Origin of the sequence: uncultured Erythrobacter sp., assembly GCF_947502395.1 — a bacterium.
In the GTDB taxonomy this organism is placed as follows: domain Bacteria; phylum Pseudomonadota; class Alphaproteobacteria; order Sphingomonadales; family Sphingomonadaceae; genus Erythrobacter.
Map to the genome: position 1 here is coordinate 408,817 of NZ_CANMZM010000002.1, position 25,439 is coordinate 434,255.

27 protein-coding genes are annotated in these 25,439 nt (G+C 56.3%); 9 read left to right on the top strand and 18 right to left on the bottom strand.

The window, feature by feature from the left end; genetic code table 11:
* The 3 genes from Q0778_RS08280 to Q0778_RS08290 form a co-directional block, all read right to left on the bottom strand.
* Nucleotides 1-693, bottom strand: coding sequence for a hypothetical protein (locus tag Q0778_RS08280; protein ID WP_298335382.1), 693 nt, complete (start codon nt 691-693; stop codon nt 1-3).
* A 61-nt stretch (nt 694-754) separates the two neighbouring features.
* Nucleotides 755-1,795 (bottom strand): ribonucleotide-diphosphate reductase subunit beta, encoded by a 1,041-nt coding sequence (locus tag Q0778_RS08285; RefSeq protein WP_298335384.1) that lies wholly within the window; start codon nt 1,793-1,795, stop codon nt 755-757.
* A gap of 184 nt (nt 1,796-1,979) precedes the next feature.
* Complete coding sequence (locus Q0778_RS08290; RefSeq protein ID WP_298335386.1) at nt 1,980-3,992, bottom strand: prolyl oligopeptidase family serine peptidase; 2,013 nt, start codon at nt 3,990-3,992, stop codon at nt 1,980-1,982.
* 142 nt (nt 3,993-4,134) lie between these two features.
* Here Q0778_RS08290 and Q0778_RS08295 point away from each other — a divergent pair, with 142 nt between their 5' ends.
* Nucleotides 4,135-4,866, top strand: coding sequence for an AraC family transcriptional regulator (locus Q0778_RS08295; RefSeq protein ID WP_298335388.1), 732 nt, complete (start codon nt 4,135-4,137; stop codon nt 4,864-4,866).
* Between the two features lie 161 nt (nt 4,867-5,027).
* Here the strand turns inward: Q0778_RS08295 and Q0778_RS08300 are convergent, their stop codons facing one another.
* The 4 genes from Q0778_RS08300 to Q0778_RS08315 form a co-directional block, all read right to left on the bottom strand.
* Nucleotides 5,028-5,315 carry a hypothetical protein gene (locus tag Q0778_RS08300; RefSeq protein ID WP_298307243.1) on the bottom strand — a complete coding sequence of 96 codons (288 nt, stop codon included), beginning with the start codon at nt 5,313-5,315 and terminating at the stop codon, nt 5,028-5,030.
* 22 nt (nt 5,316-5,337) lie between these two features.
* Nucleotides 5,338-5,523, bottom strand: a complete 186-nt coding sequence (locus Q0778_RS08305) for a hypothetical protein (protein ID WP_298307241.1) — start codon at nt 5,521-5,523, stop codon at nt 5,338-5,340.
* Between the two features lie 61 nt (nt 5,524-5,584).
* A complete protein-coding gene (locus tag Q0778_RS08310; RefSeq protein WP_298335390.1) occupies nt 5,585-5,944 on the bottom strand; it encodes a PilZ domain-containing protein in 360 nt (119 codons plus the stop codon).
* 527 nt (nt 5,945-6,471) lie between these two features.
* The gene (locus Q0778_RS08315; protein WP_298335392.1) at nt 6,472-8,469 is read right to left on the bottom strand and encodes a ribonucleoside-diphosphate reductase subunit alpha; all 1,998 of its coding nucleotides are present in this window, start codon (nt 8,467-8,469) and stop codon (nt 6,472-6,474) included.
* Nucleotides 8,470-9,072: 603 nt separating this feature from the next.
* On the opposite strand from Q0778_RS08315, the gene nrtS reads away from it, so the two are divergent.
* Nucleotides 9,073-9,333 (top strand): nitrate/nitrite transporter NrtS, encoded by a 261-nt coding sequence (nrtS, locus tag Q0778_RS08320; RefSeq protein WP_298335394.1) that lies wholly within the window; start codon nt 9,073-9,075, stop codon nt 9,331-9,333.
* Here the strand turns inward: nrtS and Q0778_RS08325 are convergent.
* Nucleotides 9,330-10,244: an alpha/beta hydrolase gene (locus Q0778_RS08325; RefSeq protein ID WP_298335396.1), complete on the bottom strand. Its 915-nt coding sequence runs from the start codon at nt 10,242-10,244 to the stop codon at nt 9,330-9,332. The genes nrtS and Q0778_RS08325 overlap by 4 nt on opposite strands.
* Nucleotides 10,245-10,501: 257 nt before the next feature.
* On the opposite strand from Q0778_RS08325, the gene Q0778_RS08330 reads away from it, so the two are divergent.
* A complete protein-coding gene (locus Q0778_RS08330) occupies nt 10,502-10,660 on the top strand; it encodes a hypothetical protein (protein ID WP_298307226.1) in 159 nt (52 codons plus the stop codon).
* A gap of 39 nt (nt 10,661-10,699) precedes the next feature.
* Here Q0778_RS08330 and Q0778_RS08335 read toward each other — a convergent pair whose 3' ends face one another.
* The 4 genes from Q0778_RS08335 to Q0778_RS08350 all read right to left on the bottom strand — a co-directional run bounded on the left by Q0778_RS08335 (nt 10,700) and on the right by Q0778_RS08350 (nt 15,769).
* Nucleotides 10,700-11,650, bottom strand: a complete 951-nt coding sequence (locus Q0778_RS08335; protein ID WP_298335398.1) for a TraB/GumN family protein — start codon at nt 11,648-11,650, stop codon at nt 10,700-10,702.
* Between the two features lie 183 nt (nt 11,651-11,833).
* The gene (gene nadB, locus Q0778_RS08340) at nt 11,834-13,447 is read right to left on the bottom strand and encodes an L-aspartate oxidase (protein ID WP_298335400.1); all 1,614 of its coding nucleotides are present in this window, start codon (nt 13,445-13,447) and stop codon (nt 11,834-11,836) included.
* Between the two features lie 74 nt (nt 13,448-13,521).
* Nucleotides 13,522-14,523 (bottom strand): MBL fold metallo-hydrolase, encoded by a 1,002-nt coding sequence (locus Q0778_RS08345; RefSeq protein WP_298335402.1) that lies wholly within the window; start codon nt 14,521-14,523, stop codon nt 13,522-13,524.
* Between the two features lie 292 nt (nt 14,524-14,815).
* Entirely contained in the window at nt 14,816-15,769 is a 954-nt protein-coding gene (locus tag Q0778_RS08350) for an ABC transporter ATP-binding protein (protein ID WP_298335404.1), read from the bottom strand.
* Nucleotides 15,770-15,923: 154 nt separating this feature from the next.
* Between Q0778_RS08350 and Q0778_RS08355 the strand changes: the two genes are divergently transcribed.
* The 4 genes from Q0778_RS08355 to Q0778_RS08370 all read left to right on the top strand — a co-directional run bounded on the left by Q0778_RS08355 (nt 15,924) and on the right by Q0778_RS08370 (nt 18,018).
* Nucleotides 15,924-16,463, top strand: a complete 540-nt coding sequence (locus tag Q0778_RS08355) for a DUF4402 domain-containing protein (RefSeq protein ID WP_298307209.1) — start codon at nt 15,924-15,926, stop codon at nt 16,461-16,463.
* A gap of 87 nt (nt 16,464-16,550) precedes the next feature.
* Complete coding sequence (locus Q0778_RS08360) at nt 16,551-16,823, top strand: zinc-finger domain-containing protein (protein WP_298308216.1); 273 nt, start codon at nt 16,551-16,553, stop codon at nt 16,821-16,823.
* Between the two features lie 66 nt (nt 16,824-16,889).
* The gene (locus tag Q0778_RS08365; RefSeq protein WP_298307206.1) at nt 16,890-17,435 is read left to right on the top strand and encodes a DUF4402 domain-containing protein; all 546 of its coding nucleotides are present in this window, start codon (nt 16,890-16,892) and stop codon (nt 17,433-17,435) included.
* A gap of 118 nt (nt 17,436-17,553) precedes the next feature.
* On the top strand, nt 17,554-18,018 hold the full coding sequence (locus tag Q0778_RS08370) for a hypothetical protein (RefSeq protein WP_298307203.1): 465 nt from the start codon (nt 17,554-17,556) through the stop codon (nt 18,016-18,018).
* Between the two features lie 9 nt (nt 18,019-18,027).
* On the opposite strand, the gene Q0778_RS08375 is transcribed toward Q0778_RS08370, so the two are convergent.
* Together Q0778_RS08375 and Q0778_RS08380 are read right to left on the bottom strand one after the other, a co-directional pair.
* Nucleotides 18,028-18,540 carry a hypothetical protein gene (locus Q0778_RS08375; protein WP_298335406.1) on the bottom strand — a complete coding sequence of 171 codons (513 nt, stop codon included), beginning with the start codon at nt 18,538-18,540 and terminating at the stop codon, nt 18,028-18,030.
* Between the two features lie 161 nt (nt 18,541-18,701).
* Nucleotides 18,702-19,676 carry a nitronate monooxygenase family protein gene (locus Q0778_RS08380; protein ID WP_298307200.1) on the bottom strand — a complete coding sequence of 325 codons (975 nt, stop codon included), beginning with the start codon at nt 19,674-19,676 and terminating at the stop codon, nt 18,702-18,704.
* A 175-nt stretch (nt 19,677-19,851) separates the two neighbouring features.
* On the opposite strand from Q0778_RS08380, the gene Q0778_RS08385 reads away from it, so the two are divergent.
* Complete coding sequence (locus Q0778_RS08385; RefSeq protein WP_298335408.1) at nt 19,852-20,817, top strand: oxidoreductase; 966 nt, start codon at nt 19,852-19,854, stop codon at nt 20,815-20,817.
* Nucleotides 20,818-20,854: 37 nt separating this feature from the next.
* The gene (gene gloA, locus Q0778_RS08390; RefSeq protein WP_298307194.1) at nt 20,855-21,343 is read left to right on the top strand and encodes a lactoylglutathione lyase; all 489 of its coding nucleotides are present in this window, start codon (nt 20,855-20,857) and stop codon (nt 21,341-21,343) included.
* Here the strand turns inward: gloA and Q0778_RS08395 are convergent.
* The 4 genes from Q0778_RS08395 to guaA form a co-directional block, all read right to left on the bottom strand.
* Nucleotides 21,340-22,065 (bottom strand): endonuclease III, encoded by a 726-nt coding sequence (locus tag Q0778_RS08395; protein WP_298335410.1) that lies wholly within the window; start codon nt 22,063-22,065, stop codon nt 21,340-21,342. The two genes, gloA and Q0778_RS08395, sit on opposite strands and share 4 nt — an antisense overlap.
* Nucleotides 22,028-22,471, bottom strand: coding sequence for a hypothetical protein (locus Q0778_RS08400; protein ID WP_298335412.1), 444 nt, complete (start codon nt 22,469-22,471; stop codon nt 22,028-22,030). Before Q0778_RS08400 ends, Q0778_RS08395 begins: the two co-directional genes overlap by 38 nt.
* Nucleotides 22,472-22,474: 3 nt before the next feature.
* Complete coding sequence (locus tag Q0778_RS08405) at nt 22,475-23,092, bottom strand: YceI family protein (RefSeq protein ID WP_298335413.1); 618 nt, start codon at nt 23,090-23,092, stop codon at nt 22,475-22,477.
* Between the two features lie 124 nt (nt 23,093-23,216).
* The gene (gene guaA, locus Q0778_RS08410) at nt 23,217-24,791 is read right to left on the bottom strand and encodes a glutamine-hydrolyzing GMP synthase (RefSeq protein WP_298307183.1); all 1,575 of its coding nucleotides are present in this window, start codon (nt 24,789-24,791) and stop codon (nt 23,217-23,219) included.
* Between the last annotated feature and the right edge of the window lie 648 nt (nt 24,792-25,439).

Below are 25,439 nucleotides of genomic sequence, written 5' to 3' on the forward strand. Positions count from 1 at the left end.
TTAACCTTCGCTGCCTGGCTTCTTTTTCCGGCGAAGCGGTTTTCTCTCGACAGTTTTCTTGGCTGGCCGCTTGGCGAGTGAAAGCCGCTCGCGCAACATCCCGATAATCTCATCGAAGCTACGCACGTAAAAGACGTCAGACAGGTCTGAGGAAGGCACCCAAAAACCCAAAAATGCTGGTTTAGTGGGCGTTGTCCAATCGTACTGAGCTACAACAAGGCCTCCAAGTGAGCCGTCCGGTATCAAAGCTTCTGGTTTGTCGTCGCGGGTAAATAGGTCATTCTGCGGATCAATCACTGCATTCCGACGACAGAGATCCTGTACATATTTGGACTTAGACCGAAGCGACTTTCCAGCCCCCCGATACTTGGCTTCCACCACACCAATTGTTGCGGAGAAGCCGCCTAGCCGAACAACTGGGAAGCTCCAAGTGGCAGGCTCAGTCCACCTTGTGACACAATCAATTCCTGCATCTGACGCAGCAGATTCTAGGGCTTTATGGTAATGATGACGACGAGACGTTCCGCGTGCCTGCTTGGCCGTTGGGTCTTTAGAATCCTCTAAAACCCGGGCGGCCTTCGGGAACGCATCAGTCATGCGCTCTTCGAGGCGCATAAAAAGCGTGAGTAGCCGCTCTAAATCTTCTGAGCGAACTACAAGGTCAAAAGGGTCAATATAGTGTCGATGCGGCATCAAAATCTCCAACTCGGAAACATCATATATTTCCAATTTGGAAATTTCAACACAAATTTTCCTACTCCGCCGCTTCGAACATATCCGGATCGCTGGTCTCAGGCGCTTCTTCGTTTGCTGCTTTCGCTTTCTGGCGGTTGTCAAATGACGACCACACGTCGTTCCAGTCGCCCTTGGTCGCGCCTTTCGAATACTCGGTTGCGCGCGCTTCGAAGAAGTTGGCGTGTTCTACACCGTTCAACAGCGGGCTGAGCCATGGGAGGGGGTGCTCGTCGATCATGTAAATCGGCTGAAGCTTCAATTGGCCCAGACGCCAGTCGGCGATGTAGCGGATGTATTTCTTGATGTCCTTCGCCGTCATGCCCTCAACCGGGCCCATCTCAAACGCCAGATCAATAAATGCATCTTCGAGGCGCACCGTCTTTTGACAGATGTCGATGATGTCTTCCTTCACCGCCTTGGTCAGGCAGTCACGCTCTTCGCAGAAGGTGTGGAACATCTTGATGATGCCTTCGCAGTGCAGCGTCTCATCGCGCACCGACCAGCTGACGATCTGGCCCATGCCCTTCATCTTGTTGAAGCGCGGGAAGTTCATCAGCATGGCGAAGCTCGCGAACAGCTGAAGCCCTTCGGTAAAGCCGCCGAACATGGCGAGCGTGCGGGCGATGTCCTCGTCGGTGTCGACGCTGAACTGGTGCATGTAATTGTGCTTGTCGGCCATTTCCTCATATTCGAGGAAGGCGCTGTATTCACTCTCAGGCATGCCGATGGTGTCAAGCAGGTGAGAATACGCCGCGATGTGCACCGTCTCCATATTGGAGAAGGCGGCGAGCATCATTTTGATCTCAGTGGGTTTAAACACGCGACCATATTTGTCGTGGTAGCAATCCTGCACCTCGACATCGGCCTGCGTGAAGAAACGGAAGATTTGCGTGAGCAGATTGCGCTCATGCTCAGTGATGTTCTGCGCCCAATCGCGGCAATCTTCGCCCAAAGGCACTTCTTCGGGCATCCAGTGGATCTGTTGCTGGCGTTTCCAGAACTCATAAGCCCAGGGATATTCGAACGGCTTGTAGGTGTTACGGGCTTCGAGCAACGACATCTTGTGGTTCCCTGTTTCTGAGTTGGCCAACCTATATAGGTGAACGAAGTACGAACTGACAGGCAAGCAGGTATGATTCGGTGGGGATAAACCGTGCAAATTCTGAGTCGGACCGAATCCCCTTTGGGCGCAGTATAGCAGAAACGAGTTCGCGTTAGGCTGGTAACACGTCAGCCTGTTCGCCTCACTCAAGAAGGTGTTTCTGATAAAAAAGGACGCGAGCCATAAAGTGGAAATCTCGATTTTCCTTCTTGGCGAAGCCATGGCCTTCGTTACCTGCAATGAGGTACCAAGGAGCACCGCCGTTTGCGCGAATGGCGTCTACGATCTGCGTGGCCTCGGAAGCGGGGACGCGGGGATCATTAGCTCCGGTCGAAACGAACATCGGGATTCCGATTTCGTCGGCGCGCGTTAGCGGGCTGATCTCGATGAGCTTGCGGCGCTGTTCCGGATCGCGCTCGTCGCCGAACTCGACGCGCCGCTCATCGCGTCGATAATCCTTCGTATTCTCCAGAAAGGTCACGAAGCTCGAGATGCCGACAAAGCAATCTGCCCCTCGCAATTTGTCGCCAAAGGCTATCGCCGCCGCGTAGCACATATAGCCACCATACGAACCGCCGGTAACGGCCATGCGGGTTCCATCGATATCCGGATCCTGCTCCAGCTTCTCGAAAAACACGCCCAGATCGCGAACTGCGTCTTCCCTCTTGAACGGACCATCGTCGAGAGCGGTGAACCTCTTGCCATAGCCCGTTGATCCGCGAACATTCGGGAACATCGCAGCGATCCCCATTTCATTGATCAAGTAGTTGTAACGCCCGAGAAACCCCGCAAACGCCTGATATTCAGGCCCGCCATGTACATCGACTATCACCGGTCGCGGGCCGGGGAAGCGTGACGGATCGGGACGGTAGATAAACCCCGACATTCTTTCGCCATCGAAGCTCTCGATCTCAATCAGATCCGGAAGCGCGTTTCGCTGCGGATCGAGCCCGCCCTGCTCGCTATATGTCCATCGCTTCACCTCCAACGTCTCGGGATCAACGCTGTAAACGTCCGTCGCGGACTGATTAGAGTTGAACGAGAACCCGATCTCTCCCCAAGGGGCGATCTCTATCCCACCTATAAGACCGGGAGGCAGATCCACCTCCCTGATCGCTGCGGTCGCGGTGTCATACAATTTGAGCTTGGTCTGGCCGCCAGCATTAATCACATATGCGATAAAGGAACCGTCCGGTGCGATACTAAAGTCGGCGATGTCCCATGGTTCGGCAATGATGGGGTCGAAGACTCCTCGATCGGGATCGAATACACCCAAGCGTTTGAATTGCGATCTCTCATCAGACGATGCCCACAGTCGGCCATCGGGCGCATAGGTCAACCCACTGAATGAAACCGGTTCACCCTCTCTCGAGATAAGGCGTTCTTCGCCCGTCGCAACATCGATGAGATACAGCTCCATGTCGGTGACCGAAATCTCGCGCCGAACAAGCGCATGCTTCCCGTCGGGAGTAAAATCTAGGACAAGCCAGCCTCCGCCTTCGCGCTCAGCGAGCATACGCGCGCTCTTTGGATTGCGCGGATCCATAATGTAGAGATCGGTGTCACGCCCGTTACGCTTGGTAGATCGAAACGCAACGTGACTGCCGTCATCTGTCCACGCGCTAAATCCGTTGCGGCTGACTCCGTCGGTAAGCAATCGCAATCGCCCATCGGCTAAACTGAAAATCTGGTAGTTCTCGTTTCCGCCAATATCCTTGTGAAGCAGCAGCACATTGCCCGTGCCTGGAGAATACGAGCCATTTCCGATCGGCTCTTCGGCGAAGCTGATCTGTCTCCGGGCGCCTCCCGGTCGATCAACGACGTGCAATTGTGTCGTGTTACCAAATCGTGTGGCGATCAGGATTGAACGATCGACGGGATGCCATCCTTGAAAACTGGCCGTTCGATATTCGCCATAAGGAGCAATGTTCGCTGCCAGCTCGGCAGGCACGATCGGAACCCCCTCAATCGATATCGCTGCGGGTTTGGCGACAGCATCGTTATCTGTATCGTCCTGTGCCATTGCAACGCCGGGAAGCGACATGAGGACCAAAGAGGCGATCGCCATCCTAAGAGGCATAAAGGGCCTTCCACCTGTGGCATTGCCGGTCTGATCACAGTAGGCACTGCTCGTCTCACAAAGCGATGCGGTCATTGAATTACCCCCTATTAACTTGTCACCTGGACCGACCGTTTGCAGGTGCAAAAAGCCGCAGTTTGCGAGCACGTTAGACATATTCCGCGAGACTCGCTTGAAGGTATTTGATCTTGTTCAATTGCCCACATTGCGGCAAAGAATGGCCAAGATGCATCGTTCGGTCTTTGATCTATCACCGCGAAAAACCCTGATACATGAGGCAGGCGAAAGGCATTCCCGCCATTCGCATGCGGACGGTTTTATGGCGCTTGTTCTGAGCGGATCCTACGAGGAGATTGGTGATACAGGGAGCTGGGCCGTCGCACCCGGGGACGTCATCGTTCACTCACCTTTCGAGGCACACTACAATGGCATTGGGACGCGCGGCGCAGAAGTGCTTCTGATGCCAATTCAGAGCTTCAGGAAACACGCCCTTCTTGCGCTTGACGATCCCGACGAGGCGGTCAGACTGTCCCAGAAGAGCCCAGAAGTGGCGGCCGCCTATGTGCTTAAGAACGCGAGGAATAGAGCATCAAATGTTCGAGACTGGCCAGATCTCTTGGCCCAAGCGATCCGCGAGGAACCTGATCTTCAGATTACCCAATGGGCATTGGGAATTGGTCTTGACCCCGCTGTCGTAAGCCGAGGCTTTCGCAGACATTTCGATTGCTCACCCTCGCAATACCGCCTCAAATCAAGGGTAAGAGCCGCCCTACCCGCCATTGCGAGCAATGAAGGCACCCTTGGCGATATCGCGCATGACTGCGGGTTCTCTGACCAAGCGCATTTCAGTCGCGCCATTCGATCAGCTACCGGATTGTCTCCAACCGGCCTGAGAGCATTCTTCGAAGAGCGCGCTCATAAATGCATGGGGACGACACACACAGCGTAGAGCCTTCGGCCTGCTCCTTTTCACTGATCGACGTCTCTACCGTGTAGCGGCAAACAGACTGCTCTCGGTAACAGGAAACCATGCTTCAGCGCGATCGACCGGGTTGGGTGGGCTTTTACGCGCTCTATTGGAGCGTCACGGGATTCTAGGGTCGGGGGCCGTTAGTCTCGGCGTTTCTTCGATCCGAAGAAGCTTCCGCCGCCCAAAACGGTTACTCCCAGGAAGAAGCCGAAATCATACCAGCCGCCATTATTGGGCACGGAATAGACAGCGATATCAGGGCTGAAGAGCGATCCGATAAAGCTCCAGGGAAAAATAAACCCGTGCCACAACCCCCAAAGGAAGCCGGGGGTTTCTGGGTCTGTACTGACCCCTGCATCGATCTGGCTCGCGCAGGCTGAAACGGCGAGGGCGAGAGTTACGGCGATAAGGATACGGCGGGTTTTCATAGAACTTACATTCGTTGGCAATTCACATACTGGCAGCAGCTATGACCGCGAGCCACATAAAGGGAAGCACAATCCCACCAACCACCATGTGAAGTCGCCCGGCGTTTGCGGCATGGCCCTCCGGTCCGCGCGAAAGGCGCGCACCATTGATGATGAAGCCCAGCAACATGATCGTGCCTACAATCCCAATCCAGATTTCTGGTGCCATCAGCCTCTCCTCTCCCGTCATGGGGAAGAGTGCCATATTTTGGTGGCGAGTGCGAGAGGCCTCAGCAGAAGCGCTGCGGCGTCATGTCCTTCACATCGTCAAAGGCATCGCTGGAACTCGCCAAAGGAGCATTGGGAATATGGCTGGTCTGGAAAGAATTGAACTGAGCCTCTGACAGCGGCTGTAGAAAGTTGACGCCCGCCTCGCCGTCCTTGATCCATTTCACGACAGCGCGATGTGGCCCAGTGCTTCCAACGAAAATCTGCAAGGGTGCACCAGGGGCCATTTTCTTCGACGAGAGTTCGAAGCGGCATCCACCTGGCGACAAATCACGCAAGGTCACATCCTGGGGCTCGCCCAAACCCGTGGAATACCTGCCGTGCAGAGTGATCAGTTTGCGGTTTATTTGCCGTGTGCGCATGGGCGAGTGTTTGACAGAACAAGCTTACAAAGGGGTAAACTATGTCTCGGCGCGCCTGCCTTTTAGGTCATCTCGTGGCGCGCAAAGAAAAACCCCCGCGCGGGCATAGGCTCGGCGGGGGTGTAGAAGCTTGGTGCGAAGTTAACCTAAGTTATTGTTTCGGGTTCTATCCGGGTTTGAGACAGGTGTCTTTATGCCCTTCACTTCGCGAACGTGATAGTTCGCATAATTGCCGAGCTCAATTTCCCGCACAAAACCTGCACGGGTCATTTCTTGGCCTGTGAAGTTATCGCGAAACCGGGTGTTTCGACCGCTCGCGGTTTCGTTAGTTGCAGATACTCGTTTTGGCATAGATCAATCCTTTAAATTTCTGAGGGATTGACTGACACCACGGTTTCTAACACTGTGGATTTTGCAAGGCAGCCGCCCCTCGGGTGGTTTGTCAGAGGCCCGGCCCCAGCTTCAATGGGTCCGGGCCTCAGCTTTTTCCGGCTAGTTTTTCCGGAAACTCATTGTTCTTTCTCCAATCACTGGCAGCTCAGGCATTCCTCATAGTCGGTCTGCTCGGCGCTAAGCTCAAACTTCGCTGCATCCGCGGTGTTGTCCGCTTCCACGCCGCCGGCAAAGCCAGCGCGCTGGACCGATTTTGAGCGGAGATAATAGAGCGACTTGATGCCTTTCTCCCACGCCTGGAAGTGGAGCATCATGAGGTCCCACTTATCGACATCCGCCGGGATGAAGAGGTTTAGCGACTGCGCCTGATCGATGTACGGGCTGCGATCGGCTGCGAATTCGAGCAGCCAACGCTGATCGATTTCGAAGCTGGTTTTGAAGCTCGCCTTTTCCTCTTCGCTGAGGAAATCGAGATGCTGAACGCTGCCGCCCTTCTCAAGGATCGAGTTCCACACATTGGTGGAATTCTTGCTCTTCTTATCGAGCAGTTTCTCCAAATATGGGTTCTTGACGATGAAGCTGCCTGAGAGCGTTTTGTGGGTGTAGATGTTTGCCGGGATCGGTTCGATACAGGCACTGGTCCCGCCACAAATGATCGAGATCGACGCGGTCGGCGCAATTGCCATCTTGCAAGAGAAGCGCTCCATCGCGCCCATGTCAGCCGCATCCGGGCAGGGGCCGCGCTCTTGCGCAAGCAGCATCGAGGCTTCCGAAGCCTTCGCTTGGATGTGCTTGAACATTTTGAGGTTCATGGCCTTGGCCATTGCGCTCTCAAATCCAAGACCCTTTTGCTGCAAGAATGAGTGGAAGCCCATGACGCCGAGGCCGACCGAACGCTCGCGCTCAGCTGAGTAGCGCGCGCGCTCCATTTCACTGGGAGCGCGGTCGATGTAGTCCTGAAGAACGTTGTCCAGGAAGCGCATCACGTCTTCGATAAACTGCTTGTCGCCGTTCCACTCATCCCACTTTTCAAGGTTGAGCGAGGAAAGGCAGCACACCGCCGTGCGGTCATTGCCAAGGTGGTCAACCCCGGTGGGCAAAGTGATTTCCGAACACAGGTTCGAAGTAGAAACCTTGAGGCCCAGATCGCGGTGGTGCTTGGGCATCATGCGGTTCACCGTGTCGTTGAACACGATGTACGGCTCGCCCGTTGCAAGGCGGGTTTCCACCAGCTTCTGGAACAGCGAACGCGCATCAACAGAACCGCGCACTTCGCCGGTCTTGGGCGATTTGAGCTCAAACTCAGCGCCCTCACGCACCGCTTCCATGAACTCATCGGTGAGCAGAACGCCGTGGTGGAGGTTCAGAGCCTTGCGGTTGAAGTCGCCCGAAGGCTTACGGATTTCGAGGAATTCCTCAATTTCCGGGTGTGAAATGTCGAGATAACAGGCCGCAGAGCCGCGACGCAGGGATCCTTGGGAGATTGCCAGAGTAAGCGAATCCATCACGCGCACGAACGGAATGATGCCACTGGTTTTGCCGTTCAGACCCACTGGCTCACCAATGCCGCGTACATTGCCCCAATAGGTGCCAATGCCGCCGCCTTTGGAAGCGAGCCAGACATTCTCATTCCAAGTTCCGACGATCCCGTCCAGACTGTCTGAAACCGAATTCAGATAGCAGGAGATCGGCAGGCCGCGGCTGGTGCCGCCGTTTGAAAGGACCGGCGTTGCGGGCATGAACCACAGGTTCGAGATATAGTCATAAAGACGCTGCGCATGCTCGCCGTCATCGGCGTAAGCATCAGCCACGCGCGCGAAGAGGTCCTGATACTTCTCGCCGGGAAGCAGGTAGCGGTCGGTCAACGTTTCTTTGCCGAACTCAGTGAGGTTGGCATCGCGGCTCTCATCAATCTGCACGTCGAAACGGCGATCGTTGACCTTCTTGCTGTCGTCAGCAGCGGACTTTGCAGCAGTCGCCATAGCATTGCCTAGCGCTTCAGCACTTTTCTCTGCGATCAGGGCATCACTGCCTTTATCGGCTTTTTCCATTGTCACAGCTTTTTGCGCCTTTTCTTCAGTGCCATCCACTTCTGCGTCGCTCAGCACTTCGTCACCCGATTTGAATTCCATTATCGCCCCATCTTCACTCACTTCGAATCGGGCGGATGCTTCTCATACAGGAAAAGCTCCAATGTTCCGATTCTGTTCCGCACCTATCCGTCGACAGCTTTTACCCAATCTATCCGCAAGGGATGCACAGGATTGCCCGCCGTTCAGTCCACACGGCCATGAAAATGCACCCTCATTTCAGCGAATCCCTTCCCCTATCGCCCTTCGACAGCCTGCCTGAGGGACGAGAAGTCACACTATAATTTGGGGGTCCACTCCGAACCGAACCACCAGATGATGAATCAACGGGTGGAATCGGTCAACGGTCAATTAACTATGAAATCGCACCAAAACCGATCAGAACCTTATGCTGCAGTGCAGCGACGCGTGCTCAAAGCTTGAGTCGTGAGTTGCGCAAGCCCCAAATTGAATCTGTGAAGAAAAATTTGGTGATTGAATCATGTGAATCAATCCTTGAATCTTTTGTAAAAGGGCTTGCAAGAATGTTGCGTGCTTTGACGGCGGATGATGGAGGGCTGATTGACCGGATTGATCGCGTTCGCAGACCCAGTATGGCAAGAAGTTGGAAGCGGAACGACAGCCAAAGCAAAGTGAGGAAACTTCGTGATCAACCGCGCAGCGCTCAGCCAATGTGTTGATGCACCCGTCCTGAAAAGATCGTTGGTCGTGTCCGCCATTGTTGGCACGATTCTATGCGCGATCAATCAGGGTGATGCGATCCTCGCAGGAGAAATGCCGGTGATCTGGAAGGTGATCCTCACCTATATCGTGCCTTTTTGCGTGGCGACCTATGGCGCTTACAGCGCCTGCGTTGCTCACTCAAAGATGATGCAAGGCAAACGCGAAGTCACACCAAGCGATTAAGCAGGCTCAGGAGCCTTTACGCTAACTGAGCGGGCGTGTTCCGCTACGTGCTGTGCCAATGGCTCGATCAGTTCGAGCGGCAAATCATGCCCCCATCCTGGGAAAGTGACCAGCTTCGCGCCTGGGATATGCTGGGCAGTGTCTTCACCTCCGGCAAGCTTCACCAGCGGATCATCCTCGCCATGGAGCACCAAGGTTGGAGCACTCACACCCGCAAGGCGCGAGCGACGACAGCCATCATCGATGATTGCGGCCAATTGGCGCGGCAGACCTGCGGGATAGATGCTGCGGCGGACCATTCTCAAGGTCCTCTCCCGATTGCGCTCAACATCGATCGGATAGCCCGGCGAGCCGATATTGCGCGCGATGTTAAGGCCGTGCGCGATCAGGTCCTCTTCTTCGAGCGATTTTGGCGGTGCAACCAGTGCTTCCATCGCGTTCTTGTCCGCCATCGGAAGCGAGCCATTGCCCGTTGTCGACATGATTGATGTCAGCGAGTGAAGGCGATCAGGATGATTGATGGCGACGAGTTGCGCAATCATCCCACCCATGCTCGCACCGACAATATGAGCCTTGTCAATCTTAAGTGCGCTCAAAAGGCCAACGGCATCATTCGCCATGGCCTCAAGCGAGTAGGGCACTTTGGCTGGCCAGCCGATTTTCTGCCTGATGATCTGCCACGCAGGTTTGGGTGCCTTTGCACCTTCAAACTTCTGGCTGAGGCCAATGTCGCGGTTGTCAAAGCGGACCACACGGAAGCTATGCCCCACCAACGCCTCAATCAGCTCATCAGGCCACAAAATCATCTGTGCGCCCAACCCCATAATCAACAGGATCGTCTCATGCGAGGGGTCGCCGTTGTCCTCGTAGAAAAGCTCGATCCCGGTGTTGGGAGTGGTGATTGTGGGCATAGAAGATTCAGTCCCTTGAATAGAATGAGGTGACCTAACAACCAGACAAGCTGTGGAAGAGCAAGTGTGGTTCTCACGCCATGGCGATTCAAACCGATTTCCGTCTCCGCGATCGACCGGTCTCAGAGCTCAACTGCTCGTGAAGAGGCTTGGAAGTAGTGCCCTTTGGCTAGCTCAGGAGGAGTATTCAAAAAACCTGATTTCGTCAGTTATTTGGGCTGCGGTGAATAGCTTGCACCACAAAGAGGAGAACTGAAATGAAAGACCTGACCAACAAGGAAACGAGCGAAGTATCCGGCGGTATCATCGGACTGGTTATTGCCTATATCGCTGAAAAAACCGGCGGGAACGAGCGTGCTAAGGAATTCCGCGAGAAGACCGGTGACAGCATGTTCGGCAGCGGTAATATGAAATAAACTCAACTTGGTGGGGCGCGCTTTTTGTGCGCCCCACCTTCATCCAGCAGGGCGCCAGTCGGGACCGCCTATAAGAAAATCCTGCGCTTCAAGCTGGTCGAGCACACCATCGGGCTCGGCCAGAACGCGCAAAGGCACAACCGCAAGCGTCACACCGGTTTGCTCAGACGCGTCAGAAATCATGCTGATCCATTGGCCGCGAATTTCATCGCCCAGTTCATCATCGGCCCACGGCCAACAACGGCTCAGAGCGATTTCAAGCGGATTGTCCATAACCGCCGGAATATCGAAGCTGCGCCAATCATCGCCGCGCTTTTCAATGATGGGTTGACCCGCCTCAGTCGCATCCATCGCCGCTTCGAGGCACGGGATGTGGCTTTCAGGCGGGGCCTCGGCGAGATTATCGAGCAAGTCTTCGCCACGGAACCGCTCTGGCCGGGTGATCGGCACATCGGCGCGGTTCGCCGCCTTCTTGACGATATCGGTTGCGTCTTTCGTAGTGTCATCATCGAAATCAAGTCGCCGCGCAAGCAGATCAAAGCTCGTCATCAGGAAGGAGCGGCGATCGTAGTCGATGTCATACTCGGCCTCGAGCGCCGCCAGCCGGGCGCGTTGGGCGGCGCTTAGATACTCCCCTGCCACGGTCTTGTCGGGCAGTTTGGTGAATCGCCCCCCGCGAAAAATCAGGCGGAAAAAATCACCAGGCGAGAATTTGGGCGCTGCGCGAATAATCACACGGTCCGCCTCTTTGGTCGCCTCTTCCAGTCGGTCGGGGAACCACGGGGTGGACTTGGGCACAGCGCGGATCTCTCCCACGAGGATGACGGTGCCGCTGTCTGTATCAATCGTCCACATAGGCGCGCCAGAACGCTGCGCGGTGACGACGATTGCATTTTGGGGCGTTGGCTCTTGGGCAAAGGCAGAAACCGCCGATAGGCCGAAGAGAACAGCGCACGCGAATTGCCAGGCAGGAAGCTGTCTGATCATCATCGGTTGAGCGCTACGGCACGCATCCTGACTGCCTCCTGTACGATCGGGCGGACTAGTGCATCTGTGCGATTTCTTGCCCGATTAAAAGTCCGTAACCCAAAGGCTCCGTGTTCCTGCATAGGGTCGCAGGAGAGCGGCAGCGGTGACGCGAAGACTGCTGCCGCTCTTCCCCCCAAATTTGACCTAAGGCACCAGCACCGTATCCCTGACCGAAGTTTTTAGTTCGGGGTAATCAAGTGTGTAATGCAGGCCCCGGCTCTCTTTGCGGCGTAGCGCGGATTGCACGATCAGCTCGGCTGATTGAAGCAGGTTTCTGAGTTCGATCAGGTCAGTCGTCACAACAAAGCTGCCGTAATACTCCTCCACCTCTTGGCGAAGGAGGGCAATACGATTGGCGGCGCGTTCCAGCCTTTTTGTGGTGCGCACAATGCCGACATAGTTCCACATAAAGCGGCGGATTTCGGTCCAGTTTTGCTTGATCACCACCTGCTCGTCCGAATCCGACACGCGGCTTTCATCCCATGGGAGGATGGTGGGTGGGTCCGGCAATTGGTCCCACATGGTGAGGATGTCAGAGGCGGCAGCCTCTCCAAACACAAAACACTCCAACAGCGAGTTTGAGGCCAAGCGGTTCGCGCCGTGAAGGCCGCTTTCGGTGCATTCGCCCGCTGCCCAAAGGCCCGGCAAGTCGGTGCGCGCAAACAGGTCCACCACAATGCCGCCGCAGGTATAGTGCTGCGCCGGAACGACCGGAATCGGCTCCTTGGTCATATCAATGCCAAGGCCCATCAGCTTGTCATGGATCGTCGGGAAATGCCCCTTCACAAATTCAGGCGGCTGGTGACTGATATCGAGATGGACGTAGTCCAGGCCAAAGCGCTTAATCTGATCATCGATCGCGCGCGCCACCACATCACGCGGAGCCAGCTCCATCCGCTCGGCATCATATTCGGTCATAAAGCGATGGCCGGACTCAGGGTGCTTGAGATGCCCACCCTCACCGCGGACCGCTTCTGTGATGAGGAAGTTCTTGACCTCCAGATTGTAGAGGCAGGTCGGGTGGAACTGCATCATCTCCATATTGGAAACGCGCGCACCGGCCCGCCAAGCCATGGCGATACCATCTCCGGTCGCGCCGCGCGGAGCGGTGGAGAATTGATAGACCCGGCCAGCGCCGCCAGCCGCCATAATCGTTGCCCGTGCCACATGGCGTTCTACCCGTCCGGTCTCTTCGTTGAGCGCATAAACGCCCCAGACATGGCCAGCGCCGGAGAAGTCCTCACGGTTGCGGTCGGTGATAAGGTCAATCGCGGTGCGCCCCCCGAGCATGGTGATGTTGGGGTTCGCCTCAGCCGCTTTGAGCAAGGCCGATTGCACCGCCCATCCGGTCGCATCATCGACATGGACGATCCGGCGGTGCGAATGTCCACCTTCTCGCGTGAGGTGAAGATCACCTGAGTCCTTGTTGAAAGGAACACCAAGCTCAACCAGTCGATCAATGCTTTCCGGGGCGCGCTCGATCACAAACTCAACCGCCTCACGGTCGTTGAGGCCTGCGCCCGCAACCATCGTATCGCGCACATGGTTCTCAAACGTATCGCCAGCATCGAGCACAGCGGCAATCCCGCCTTGTGCCCAGGCGGTCGACCCACCGGTAAGCGAACCCTTTGCCAGCACCAAGACGCGTTTGTTGGTTGCCAGCTCTAGCGCAGCTGTGAGGCCAGCGGCCCCTGATCCAATGATGATAACGTCATAGGCGCTGCCTTGCGCGCCGCTCATATCAGATTGATTGGCCATAGTGCGCTGCCATGGCGCGAAGGCTTTGCTGTGGCAAGACTTTGACCGTCGTTTCGCCTGTCTCGAAGCGCCGCCTAAAACGCGAAGCAATCGAGATCGTCAGCAACGCTGACCGGCCCTTCATAGTTCTCTGCAATGGCAGCCAGATTGTCATCAATACGGCTAAGGCTGCGCTCCATATTATGGGTCAGGACCAGGCGAAGCGGCGCAAGCTTTGCCGCGAGATCGCCAATTTCTGAGGGGGTGCGGTGCAATCCGCGCGGCTGCCCCTCCTCTCCATTGATGACATGGTGTGCAAACAGGATCGAAGGTGCCGTCCCAGCCAGAGCTTCTGCAAAACCCTCGCTCAGGAAACTCTGATCACCGGTAATGGTAATGCTCTTTCCATCCACCTCAATCACATATCCGAGCGCGGGCACCGGGCCATGATGGACCGGTAGAGCGCTGACTGAATAATCGGGAGATACGGCAACATCCTGAGCTGGACCCGCGCCTTCCGGAGACATGGCATCGCGCGCTTCAATAAGAGGTTTGTTCTCGGTCCCATCAAGGTAGCCACCATTGTAGGCAAAGGCACCGCTCTGTTTCGACAACAAACGCTCTAGGAAGGTCGAGGTCGCTGGGAAGCGCGGCGCCGCTCCCGGACCGAAAATGACAAGCGGCTCAGTCCGACCCTCAAACCCGCCCGAATTAAGCACATCGATCAAATCACCTGCGTGATCGGCGTGTAGGTGGGTTAGGAGGATTGCCTCGAGTGTCTCAATCTTCCCTCCAGCCTCAGCAAAGCGCAGGAAACTCCCCGAGCCGGCATCAATCAGCAGTCGCGGCTCGCCATCAATCCATAACAGATAGGAGGTCGCAGCGCGCCCCGGCACGCCGCCTTCCGCAATCGGGCCGCCACTTCCCAGAACTTGAAGCGCTGCCCCATCGGTGGGGCAGTCCATAGGCTGCTCTGCTCGGGGGTAGGCCTGTTCAGCGCCTGCATTTGTCACGTCCACCTCAGCTGTCTCGTGCGAACTGCAAGCTGAAGCTGTGAGCGCAACGGCAACGGCTAGGGAAACTCTCTTACTAAGCAATGCTCCCTCCCAGTGTTCCGGCTCGGCATTGCCAAGTTTTAATGCCGGTGCGCCCGTCTGGTTCGCTAAACCTACAGCTCCGGGTTTCAGAGAAGAAGAGCTGTTCCATGTCATTGATCTCATTTGTGCATTGCCAGTTTGGATTTCATACACCCAACCGGCGCCAGGTTCATTGGGACGGCCGCAGTTTTCATGGGACTTGCAAACACTGTGATGCAAGGCTTGAGCACGTTTCACGCCGCAATTGGCGTGAGCCAAAGGTCCAAGCGAGTCGCGGCCTGATGCGATAGAGCTAGGATCCGCCCGATCCTGTCAATTGTACAAAGACATCCTCCAAATCAGCTTCGCGCGTGGTCACATCTTCGACTGTGAGGCCCTGCCCCTGAAGTATACCGAGCACTTGGCCCGCGTTCATTTCATCCTTGTCATAGGTTATCTCAACCCCGCGCTCGCCTACTAGCTCAGCTTTGCGAAAAGCTGCGTGCGCAGGCGCGCTTTGCAAATCTTCGGACACTGTCACCGCGACAATTTTCTCGCGCGCCATATCGACAAGCTCACGCGTGGGTTTGTGGGCGATCAACTCACCATGGTTGATGATCGCGATTTGGTCGCACAGCTCCTCAGCCTCTTCGAGATAGTGTGTTGTCAGCACGATGGTGACGCCTTCCCGGTTCAGTTCGGTCACCAAGTCCCAGAGTTGGCGGCGCAGTTCGACATCGACCCCAGCCGTGGGCTCATCGAGGACAAGGATAGGTGGCGAATGCACCATGGCTTTCGCCACCAGAAGCCGCCGCTTCATGCCGCCCGACAGCGTGCGGGCATAGGCGTTGCGCTTGTCTGCAAGACGCACCGCTTCGAGCAATTCCTCGCTGCGTCGATCCTTGGGGCCGATACCGTAAAAGCCGCCTTGGTTTTCGAGCACTTCGAACGGGGTAAAGAAGGGATCAAACACGATCTCCTGGGGTACGATCCCAATTGCGCGGCTGGCGTTGCGGCGATGCTGATCGATATCAAAGCCCCAGATCTCCGCCGAGCCGGAAGTCTTGTTAACGAGGCCGGCAAGAATGTTGATCAAGGTCGATTTACCAGCGCCATTGGGCCCGAGTAGTCCGAAAATCGAACCCTCGGGCACATCAAAGCTCACACCTTTAAGCGCGAGTTTCCCCTCCGCATCACCGCCTGTTGCGCCTTTGGGCGGGGCATAGCGTTTTACGATATTGTCGATGCGAATGGCTGGCGCGGTCATGAGGATACGCCATAAAGATGGCGCGCATAGACGCAAGTGCGCCCAAATATGAAGAGCCCATTAAGTTTGTTTGATCAGCATCTGCACACATCCGCCATGTAGCGGGGAAAGCGTGGAACACTGCGCAAAACACTATTCATGGCACTCGGGTGCTATGGTCCGCTTCATGGTCATGGCGATGGTGGCTGCGCTATGGTTAGCCTCAGCAGCTGCATATGCTCAATCGACGACAAGCGTCGATGCGCGCACAACTCTCGTTGACCCGCTGTCTCTTGCGAAACTTTCAGATATGGACTTCGGAGATCTGATCGTGACGACCGGTGGGACGGTTGTGCTTTCTGCTGATCCCGTTCCCACATGCACTACGTCAGGGGGAGTAACCCACACCCAAGAATGTCAGCCTGCAACCTTTGCTGGATTGGGCCAGGCAGGGCAGCGGGTGCGCATTCGGCGCCCGATCGGACGGACCATCACGCTGACCGGTCCAGGCACAGACATGACTGTGACAGACATCACAATTGACGGCGGCGCGACACTCAACCCGGTCAATTCCAATCCCAATTTTGAGCGCTTCACGATCAATACGTTCGATGGCACTTTCATCTTTCGCGTGGGTGGCACGCTCAATGTCAATGCCAATCAGCAGCCCGGTGTTTATACTGGCACATTCGATATTCGACTGGACTATCAATAGCCGCTTGCCGAGCCACATAGCCATTCTCGAGCTTAACCTGGTTGAAATTGGCCCTCGCTCGGATTAACCGGTTGAGCCATGACCAATCTGGTACCTGAAATCATCAAAGTCGAAACCCGCCGCGTAAGCTGCGACGGGGCAAGCTCTATCCGCGGCGGCAAAGGGTATCGCCCGGCAGCCCTTGGTCATCCGCGCGTCTTTATGGAAATCGATGAGCATGGCTATGTCGATTGCGGCTATTGCGACCGGCGCTTTGTCTTGCGCGGCGGCGCTGCCGACACGCCCGGCATTGAATTGAAGCCCGATATTGCCGCTGGATCGGACCCCGGATTTGCCAAATCCAGCGGCTCAGACGCCTAAAAGTTCAACCTAATTTAAGTCTTTCGCCTTAATGGTCAGCCCCAAGAAACGGGTTAGCCATCATCCATGATTGAACTAAGAAAATTGGTCGCGCTGCTTGGCGCATTTCTCAGCATTTGGGCGGTGCCATCGACCGCGATTGCACAGCAGACTGAGCAAGCCGATGCACGGGTCTTCCTTGTCACGCCTCTCAGCTTTGTTAAGCAACTCGATCTCGATTTCGGCCAGATCATCCCGAGCGACACCGCGGGTGTTGTGGTGATGGATTCTGCGGGGAACATCTTTACCGGAGGCGGCGTCACCCAGGTTGAGGGGACCCAGCAGCCCGCGCGTTTCGCTGGTTTTGGCCAATTTAACCAAACCGTGCTGATCAACGTGAATGCCACCTCCTATATTCTGACTCGCAATGGCGGGACGGAGACCATGCTGATGGACACGCTCCTGATCGGTAGCCAGCCCCCGATCATCATCAACACCAATCCGCGTCGGTTCCGCATCGCTAATCCGGCCGGCTTCTTCTTCTTCACCATTGCGGGGCGCCTGCAGGTGCCCGCGAATGCCGTGCCGGGCGTTTACGAAGGTGAGTTTACAGTTACGCTCGAATACGAGTGATTGTGCGCCAGTTCGCCGTAAATCACGGCGAACCCCTCCTTGTGATATACAAGTCATCGGTCAGCTAAGGTTAAGCGAGACACTCGCACCTTGATCATTTGGCTTGAAGGAGATTGTTATGATTCGCACACCCAGCTTCACCCTTTCTTCGAAATTCACAGCCACAGGAGCCGCCGTGATTGCCGCGCTCGCTCTGCTTGGCGCTGCGCCAGCCACCGCTGAAGATAGCGAAGAGCCCGCGAAGGAACTGACAAAAGGCGAAGAGAAGCTTGCGCGTCTGCTTGAAGGCCGCGTTGCCGGAGAGCCGCAGGATTGCATTCGCGACTTCTCCAACAATCGCATCACGACGATTGACGACACCGCGTATGTGTATGGTCGCGGACGGACTATCTATGTTCAGCGCACCCGCGATCCAAATCACATCGATCGCGACGACATCCTTCTTGTCCGCCGATTTGGCGGGACACATTTGTGCCACACCGATTTCATTACCACCGTCGACCGGTATTCTGGCTTTTTCAGCGGCGGCGTCCAGTTTGACCGGTTTATCCCTTATACAAGGGCAGAAGAAGAAGACCTGTAATTAGTTAGGTCATTTGGCCAAAACTAAGCCCAAGCCTCCCGATTGAGTCGATACAATCGATGAAGTGGTTTGCGGTTGCTTCGTCGATTTGGCCGTAAGATCGTTGCCTTCCATCACTGGGTTCGCAGCGGCCGTTCGAGCGAGGGTGGTTGCACCTGATCTTAGCGCGAATTCCGCTTCTTGCCCGTGTCCATTTGCGATGAGCAAGTCTTCGAGTTCAATGAACACTTCGCAATCTTCCCAAAGCTTGGCTTGTTCGCGGATTGCATCTGCTTGGGCCCTGACAGCCTCCAATGGGGGCATGCCATCGAAAATGTGAGCGCGCGAATTCAGTTTCGTCTGCGAATTGAGGCGCTTTACTGCACCGGGCTCAGAGGAATGGGGTGGGTCAGCGGGCACAGATGCGATTGGATTGATACATGAATTCGCGGAGCCACGTGAGCGCCTCCCCGCAAACCAGCCGATGCAAGCCGTCACAACGAGCGAGATCAGCCAAGCGCTAACAATCGTGATAAGAGCCACAATCCAGCCTCCCACCCGGCCGATGTGTGGCTCAGGTGAAGGCGGCGTACCGTAAAATGGCCCAAGGCGAATCCGGGCTGCTACGTAGTAGCCCGCTACGGGCTGTGGCTAATTGTGGATAGCAGCGCGAAGTGCACTCATTCCTCGACGACTCGGCCAGGCTAGGCCGCTTGCATCCCATTCATGCGCGCCAGAATCGCCTCAGCATCGCTCATGATACCGTCGATTAACTCCTGGCAGGTCGGGATATCGTTGATGAGGCCGGCCACCATGCCGCAGCTCCACGCGCCTTTGTCCATGTCGCCTTCCTGCATGATCGATGGGTAAACCCCTGCGACCTCTGGCAGAATGTCTTGAATGGTAAGAGCATCACCTAGCTCTTTTTCCTTTTCGAGAAGACGCTCAACCCCAGCATTATTGAGCACACGCTCCGTGTTACGAAGCGGGCGCATCACAAGACGGGTGTCGAGTTCGGAGGCAGCGACGATCGCCTGCTTCACATTCTCGTGAACCGGTGCTTCTTTGGTTGCGATAAAGCGAGTGCCCATGTTCATGCCCTGTGCTCCCATGGCAAGCGATGCTACGAGGCTGCGCCCATCGGCCATTCCGCCTGAGGACACAAAGGGTATCTCCAACTCGTCCGCGGCCCGCGGCAACAGGATGAAGTTGGGCACGTCGTCTTCGCCCGGATGTCCACCGCATTCAAAGCCATCAACGCTCACCGCATCGCAGCCGATTGCCTGCGCTTTCAAGGAGTGGCGCACGCTGGTGCACTTGTGGATCACTTTGATCCCTGCATCCTTCAAAGGCGGGAGAAGCTCGGATGGATTGCGCCCGGCTGTCTCAACCACTTTGACACCGCCCTCGATCACGGCCTTCACAATGCCGGGATAATCGGGCGGAGTAAGGGTTGGTAGAATGGTGATATTCACACCAAAGGGCTTATCCGTCATATCCTTGCAACGCGCGATCTCATTGGCGAGGTCCTGCGGCGTTTTTTGAGTGAGGCCGGTGATGATGCCGAGGCCGCCAGCGTTCGAAACAGCCGCCGCCATTTCCGCGAAGCCGACATAGTGCATGCCGCCCTGAATAATCGGATGCTCAATGCCGAACATTTCGGTGATGGCGGTTTTCATGGGGCTTTTCCTCTCATCTGATTTCAATTTGAGAGGGAACCAAGCCTAATATGCGCGCGCGCGCAAGTGTGCGTTTCATGGCCAGTAATTCATTTGCACGAAGCCTCTGCGAGCCGTAGCGTCAGCCACAGAGCTGCGCGAATGTGTGCAGCTTTCCAAAAGTTGAAAGAGCCAAATGCCCTCACCCCAGACTCCAATCGATTCGCCCTTTGGCTATCGCTCAACCGCGCGCGACGTGGTCGCTAATATCGACCTGACAAGCAAAACCGTGCTTGTAACGGGCGGCTATTCGGGGATTGGGACAGAGACTGTGCGCGCTTTGGCGGGAGCCGGCGCAAATGTGATCGTCGGCGCGCGGCGTCCGGATCAGGCGAAAGAAATACTGGCCGAGGTAGAAGGCGCGACCACAGTTCTGCCAATGGATTTGTCGGAGCCTGCATCCATCGATGCCTTCGCCAAAACGGTGAATGAGCAGGTCGATGCTCTAGACATTCTCATCAACAATGCAGCCATCATGGCGAGCCCCTTGGCCCGCGATGCGCGCGGGTATGAGATGCAGTTTGCGACAAATCACCTGGGCCATTTCCAGCTAACCGCCCGTCTTTGGCCGATGCTGAAAGCGGCGGGTAAGGCGCGGGTTGTCTGCCTTTCTTCCATTGGCCACCGCTTGAACGGCCTCGATCTGGACGACCTCAATTGGGAGAGCCGCGAGTATGAAAAATGGCCTGCCTATGGCGCAGCCAAGAGCGCCAATGCGCTGTTTGCGCTCCAATTGGACAAGTTTGGAGAGCCCGATGGCATCCGCGCCTTCGCCGTTCACCCCGGCGGGATTGCCACCCCGCTCCAACGCCACCTAACGATGGATGAGCAAAAAGCGATGGGTTGGTATGATGACGAAGGAAACACCCATGAGACGTTCAAATCAACAGAGGAAGGCGCTTCAACCACCGTGTGGTGCGCTGTCTCTCCGCTGCTTGAAGGCGTGGGCGGAGTGTACTGCGAGAATTGCAATATCGCCGAAGCGGTAGGCGACAAACCGCACTTGGCATCAGGCGTCTATCCACACGTGCGTGATGAAGGCACTGCAGAGGCTCTCTGGCACAAGTCTGAAGAGTTAACAGGTGTGACCTTCAAGGGCTAAGCGCCGCTCCCCCTCCACAACGATCAAGGACTACAGAATGACCGCCAACCCCCACGGCTTTACCCTCAATCACACCATGCTGCGCATCAAGGACCCCGATGCAAGCCTTGCGTTTTACTGCGGTGTTCTGGGGATGACGCTGCTGCGCAAGGTCGACATCGAAATGGGCGAGTTTTCGCTCTACTTCCTTGGCTTTACGGACAATGAGGACGAAGTGCCGAGCGATCCCAAAGAGGCCATGCAATATGTCTTCTCTCGCCAAGGTGTGCTGGAACTCACCCACAATTGGGGCACCGAAGAAGAAGAAGGCACGGTCTATCACGACGGTAACGCAGAGCCGCGCGGCTTTGGGCATATCGCCTTGGACGTGCCAGACTTCGAGGCGGCGATAACCCATTTCGATACGCACAATGTCGAATACCAGAAACGCCCCGAAGACGGCGCGATGAAGCACATCGCCTTTATCAAGGACCCCGATGGCTATTGGGTCGAAATCTTGAGCGCCAATATGATGGCGGGGCTTTAGGCGAGCCCCGTCTGGCAATTGTCGCGAACAGGGCACCCATCGCACTGGGCCGCGCGTGGTCGACAAAACATCTGGCCCAGTTTTTTGAGCAGCAAGTGGTGTTCATCCATGTCTGCCGCTGACCACTCAGTTGGCAGGATCGGCATAAGCGCGTCATAGGTCTTCGCGGTATCAGCCTTAGCCGGCACCACACCCATGCGCTGCATGATCCTGCGGTGATGCCCGTCAATCACCATGGCTTTGCGGTCAAAAGTGCTCGCGTTCATCACTCCAGCTGAATTCTTGCGCGCCACACCGGGCAGGCGTTCGAGCCACGCCATCGCCTCTTCGGTGTCGCAATTGGAAAGGTGGCGAAGATCAACGCCTCCGCATTCGGCAATGACTGTCTGAAGGCACGCTTTGAGCCTTTTGGCCGCGACGGAAGGGAAGCTCTGGCGCTGAAGCCTATCTTCCAGTTCGCCTTCCGAAACCTCGGCAACCGCCTCCCATGAGCCGAACTCAGTAAGCAAACCATCGGTCGAGGCATTGGATGCAGCCGTTTTGGTTTGTGCCCCGATCACACCATGGACCAGCACCCATTCCGGGCTCCGGCGTTTGTCTGGCGGGCGGACAATCCGGCCAAATCGTGCAATCAAAGCCTTTTGCGTGCGCCGCAATATCCCCGTGCGTGGGTCAGTTCCAAGGTCAAGCTGCACGGCGGTGTGCTGGGAACCAGCCCGCATGTCCGAAATAGCCGCCGACTGCACCAGCAATAGCTAGCATGCCAAGCGATACGGGAGCGGATGACAAAGGTCCCGCTTCCTCAATCCCTATGAGCCCGATTCCCATCAAAACGAAACCGAAGACCAAGACGATCGCAACGCTGCCGAGGATTGAGAGGCTTCGTGCTCCGCTCCCTTTATGGACAAGAAATGCCCCCAAGAAGCAGAAGAGCAGCGCGAATACTGGGAGTGTGAAAAGAAGGAACGCCCCCTCAAACAAAAGCCATGCCCAGCCTTGCAAGCCTGTTGCGGAATCGAAGGTTGCAGCCACTCGCCACAAACCAAAAACCAGCGCTGTCGTGACGCAGGCAAGCGCGGAACCTGCGCCGACTCGTTTCGAAGGTGTGATGTCCTCAGGCTTGGCCAAGGCTTAGCGTTCGAAAGCGATGCTGAAAGTCACCGGCACAGCGGGCGTGATCGACTCGAGCCCGGCAAGCTCTTGTAATTGCGCCAATTCATCGCCCAGCTCAAACCGGCCTGCATCCAGAATGACGGGTTTGTCAGTCACGGCGATCACCCGATCAGCGCCGGCACGCGTAACGCTGACGTCGGCTTGGAAGGGCGCTTCCACACCGGTGAGCGACAAGGTGCCATCAAGCGTGGTGTCGAGGCTTTCGCCTACACCCAGAGCTTCAAAAGCGGCCGGATCGACTTGCGCGCTCACAGTTGCGATGGGATTGTTAGCGACGGCGAAGAAGATGTCGCGCATCCGCTCATCGCGAATGTCAACGCCGGTCGAGACTGACGCAAGGTCAATCTCAATCGTGGCTGAGCCTTCGGCGGTCACAGTGCCCGTGACGCTCTCAAACGTGTTGGCCTCTGCGATCTCACCCTGCTTGATCGAAACATAAGAGAGCTCAGATGCCTCGCTGTCGACGGTCCATAATCCACTGGTGAGCGCGGCTGGCTCTGCGGGGGCTTGGGAGCAAGCAGCAATTGCAAAGGTAGCGGCGGCGATGAAGCCAGCGTTTAGGTGTGAGCGAGGCATACAATGGTCCTTCATATCCGTTGATTCAAAGAATGAACTAGCAACAATTGGCTGGAGGCGGCAACGCAGTTTCAGACACAGTATGGCGAAGACATTCGAATGCAGCAGGCAAAGCGCTGACGGGTCACTCCCACTCAATCGTTCCGGGCGGCTTCGAAGTGTAGTCATAGACCACGCGGTTGATGCCCTGCACCTCATTGACGATACGAGTTGCAACTTGCGTCAGGAAGGCGGCGTCAAACGGATAGACATCCGCCGTCATGCCATCGGTGCTGGTCACGGCGCGAAGGCCGCAGACGCTGTCATAGGTGCGGCCATCACCCATCACGCCAACGGTCTTAACCGGGAGAAGGACCGCGAAAGCCTGCCAGATCGCATCGTAGAGACCGGCATTGCGGATCTCTTCGAGGTAGATCGCATCGGCCTTGCGCAGGATATCACAGCGTTCTTTGGTTACCTCGCCGGGGATACGGATTGCGAGACCCGGGCCGGGGAAGGGATGACGCCCAACAAACGCTTCGGGAAGGCCAAGCTCGCGACCCAGATCGCGCACCTCGTCTTTGAAGAGCTCGCGAAGGGGTTCGACCAGCTCCATATTCATGCGCTCTGGTAGACCGCCAACATTGTGGTGACTCTTGATCGTCACTGAAGGCCCCCCGGTGAAGCTGACACTCTCGATCACATCGGGATAGAGCGTTCCTTGGGCGAGGAAATCTGCCCCACCGACTTTCTTCGCTTCGGCTTCGAACAGGTCGATGAAGGCCCCACCAATGAACTTGCGCTTTTTCTCCGGGTCAGTGACACCAGAAAGCCCTGCCAAGAACGTCTCCTCGGCATCCACGGCGATAAGCGGGATGTTGTAGTGGTCGCGGAACAAGGTGACAACTTGCTCGGTCTCATTGAGGCGCATCAACCCATGGTCGACATAGACGCAGGTCAGTTGGTCGCCGATCGCTTCGTGGATTAGAACCGCAGCAACCGCTGAATCAACGCCGCCGGAGAGCCCGCAAATCACCCGGCCAGAGCCGACTTGTGCGCGAATCTCTTCGATCTTGGTCTTGCGGAACTCGGCCATGGTCCAATCGCCTTTGAGCCCGCAGACGTGGCGCACAAAATTGGCGAGTAGCTTACCTCCATCGGGCGTGTGGACCACTTCAGGGTGGAACTGGGTGCCATAGAATCTGCGCTCATCGTCCGCGATCACCGCGAATGGCGCGCCATCAGAAGTCGCAACAATCTCAAAGCCTGGCGCAAATTCAGTGACCTTATCACCATGGCTCATCCAGACTTGGTGGCGCTCCCCTTCTTGCCAGAGGCCGTCAAAAAGCGCGCAGTCTTTGGTGACCGTCAGGTATGCTCGGCCAAACTCGCCACCCTCACCGGTTTCGTGCCCGGGACGCACTTGCCCTCCCAACTGGTGGCTCATCACCTGTTGGCCATAACAAATGCCGAGGATTGGCACGCCAGCTTCGAATAGGCTCTGGGGCGCGCGCGGTGAGTTGTCGTCGCAGACGCTGGCGGGCCCGCCCGAGAGGATAATGCCTTTAGGCTTGAGCCGCCGGAATGCCTCTTCGGCCATACTGAAAGGGGCGATTTCTGAATAGACACCCGCTTCGCGCACGCGTCGCGCGATAAGCTGGGTCACTTGGCTGCCGAAATCGACGATCAGGATCGAATCTGGGTGTTGCTCTGCTTGCATGGCGCGGCGTTACGGCAGCGCGGCGCTGGCTGTCCAGCGGGCTGTGCGCGCAAGCCCCAGACTATCGACAATGCGGTTCTCAATCGCGCGTCAGCTGTCGCTTGCGCAAAAGGGCTTTAGGTGCCCCAAGAGTCTCGACGTTTTTTGCATACCTACATTGCAATTGTGCGGCGCGGCATAGCTCCAGGTGAAAGAGGCGGACTTCGCGAGGCAAAGTCTCTCTTACCGCCGCTAAACAGATGCTTTCCGAGCTTGGGACCAGCTGCCAATCAACTCTCCCTCCCGCCAGTGTGGAGAGCGTTCTCCACTCTGCTCCTGACCCGGAAGATGCATCAAGCACCTGAAATACAGAGATTTCGAGCAACTCAAGGCAGCTATCCCGAGCAGAATACTATTCCGCTTCGCGCAAGGAAGCATGACCAAGCGAGGTTTGTGTTGCATTTCTTGCAATATATTTGCGAAATTTGTCATTTGTGTTTCATGCTATCGAACCTCATTTGTTGTGCAGCGCAACAGAGCCAACCTCTTCTCTCTCCAAATTGGCTCTGTGCTGCTGATGGATCGATTGCCCCTCAATGCGGATCCATCAAACTGCTCGCCGCGAGGTGGCAGCCGACTATAGAGCGCGTCTTGCGACGGGCCCGGTGA

Bases quoted from the DNA above. Each gene is read 5' to 3' on its own strand.
- Q0778_RS08280 (WP_298335382.1), bottom strand. From the start codon at position 693: ATGCCGCATCGACACTATATTGACCCTTTTGACCTTGTAGTTCGCTCA.
- Q0778_RS08285 (WP_298335384.1), bottom strand. From the start codon at position 1,795: ATGTCGTTGCTCGAAGCCCGTAACACCTACAAGCCGTTCGAATATCCC.
- Q0778_RS08290 (WP_298335386.1), bottom strand. From the start codon at position 3,992: ATGACCGCATCGCTTTGTGAGACGAGCAGTGCCTACTGTGATCAGACC.
- Q0778_RS08295 (WP_298335388.1), top strand. From the start codon at position 4,135: ATGGCCAAGATGCATCGTTCGGTCTTTGATCTATCACCGCGAAAAACC.
- Q0778_RS08300 (WP_298307243.1), bottom strand. From the start codon at position 5,315: ATGAAAACCCGCCGTATCCTTATCGCCGTAACTCTCGCCCTCGCCGTT.
- Q0778_RS08305 (WP_298307241.1), bottom strand. From the start codon at position 5,523: ATGGCACCAGAAATCTGGATTGGGATTGTAGGCACGATCATGTTGCTG.
- Q0778_RS08310 (WP_298335390.1), bottom strand. From the start codon at position 5,944: ATGCGCACACGGCAAATAAACCGCAAACTGATCACTCTGCACGGCAGG.
- Q0778_RS08315 (WP_298335392.1), bottom strand. From the start codon at position 8,469: ATGGAATTCAAATCGGGTGACGAAGTGCTGAGCGACGCAGAAGTGGAT.
- Q0778_RS08325 (WP_298335396.1), bottom strand. From the start codon at position 10,244: ATGCCCACAATCACCACTCCCAACACCGGGATCGAGCTTTTCTACGAG.
- Q0778_RS08330 (WP_298307226.1), top strand. From the start codon at position 10,502: ATGAAAGACCTGACCAACAAGGAAACGAGCGAAGTATCCGGCGGTATC.
- Q0778_RS08335 (WP_298335398.1), bottom strand. From the start codon at position 11,650: ATGATGATCAGACAGCTTCCTGCCTGGCAATTCGCGTGCGCTGTTCTC.
- nadB (WP_298335400.1), bottom strand. From the start codon at position 13,447: ATGGCCAATCAATCTGATATGAGCGGCGCGCAAGGCAGCGCCTATGAC.
- Q0778_RS08350 (WP_298335404.1), bottom strand. From the start codon at position 15,769: ATGACCGCGCCAGCCATTCGCATCGACAATATCGTAAAACGCTATGCC.
- Q0778_RS08355 (WP_298307209.1), top strand. From the start codon at position 15,924: ATGGTCCGCTTCATGGTCATGGCGATGGTGGCTGCGCTATGGTTAGCC.
- Q0778_RS08365 (WP_298307206.1), top strand. From the start codon at position 16,890: ATGATTGAACTAAGAAAATTGGTCGCGCTGCTTGGCGCATTTCTCAGC.
- Q0778_RS08370 (WP_298307203.1), top strand. From the start codon at position 17,554: ATGATTCGCACACCCAGCTTCACCCTTTCTTCGAAATTCACAGCCACA.
- Q0778_RS08380 (WP_298307200.1), bottom strand. From the start codon at position 19,676: ATGAAAACCGCCATCACCGAAATGTTCGGCATTGAGCATCCGATTATT.
- Q0778_RS08385 (WP_298335408.1), top strand. From the start codon at position 19,852: ATGCCCTCACCCCAGACTCCAATCGATTCGCCCTTTGGCTATCGCTCA.
- gloA (WP_298307194.1), top strand. From the start codon at position 20,855: ATGACCGCCAACCCCCACGGCTTTACCCTCAATCACACCATGCTGCGC.
- Q0778_RS08395 (WP_298335410.1), bottom strand. From the start codon at position 22,065: ATGCGGGCTGGTTCCCAGCACACCGCCGTGCAGCTTGACCTTGGAACT.
- Q0778_RS08405 (WP_298335413.1), bottom strand. From the start codon at position 23,092: ATGCCTCGCTCACACCTAAACGCTGGCTTCATCGCCGCCGCTACCTTT.
- guaA (WP_298307183.1), bottom strand. From the start codon at position 24,791: ATGCAAGCAGAGCAACACCCAGATTCGATCCTGATCGTCGATTTCGGC.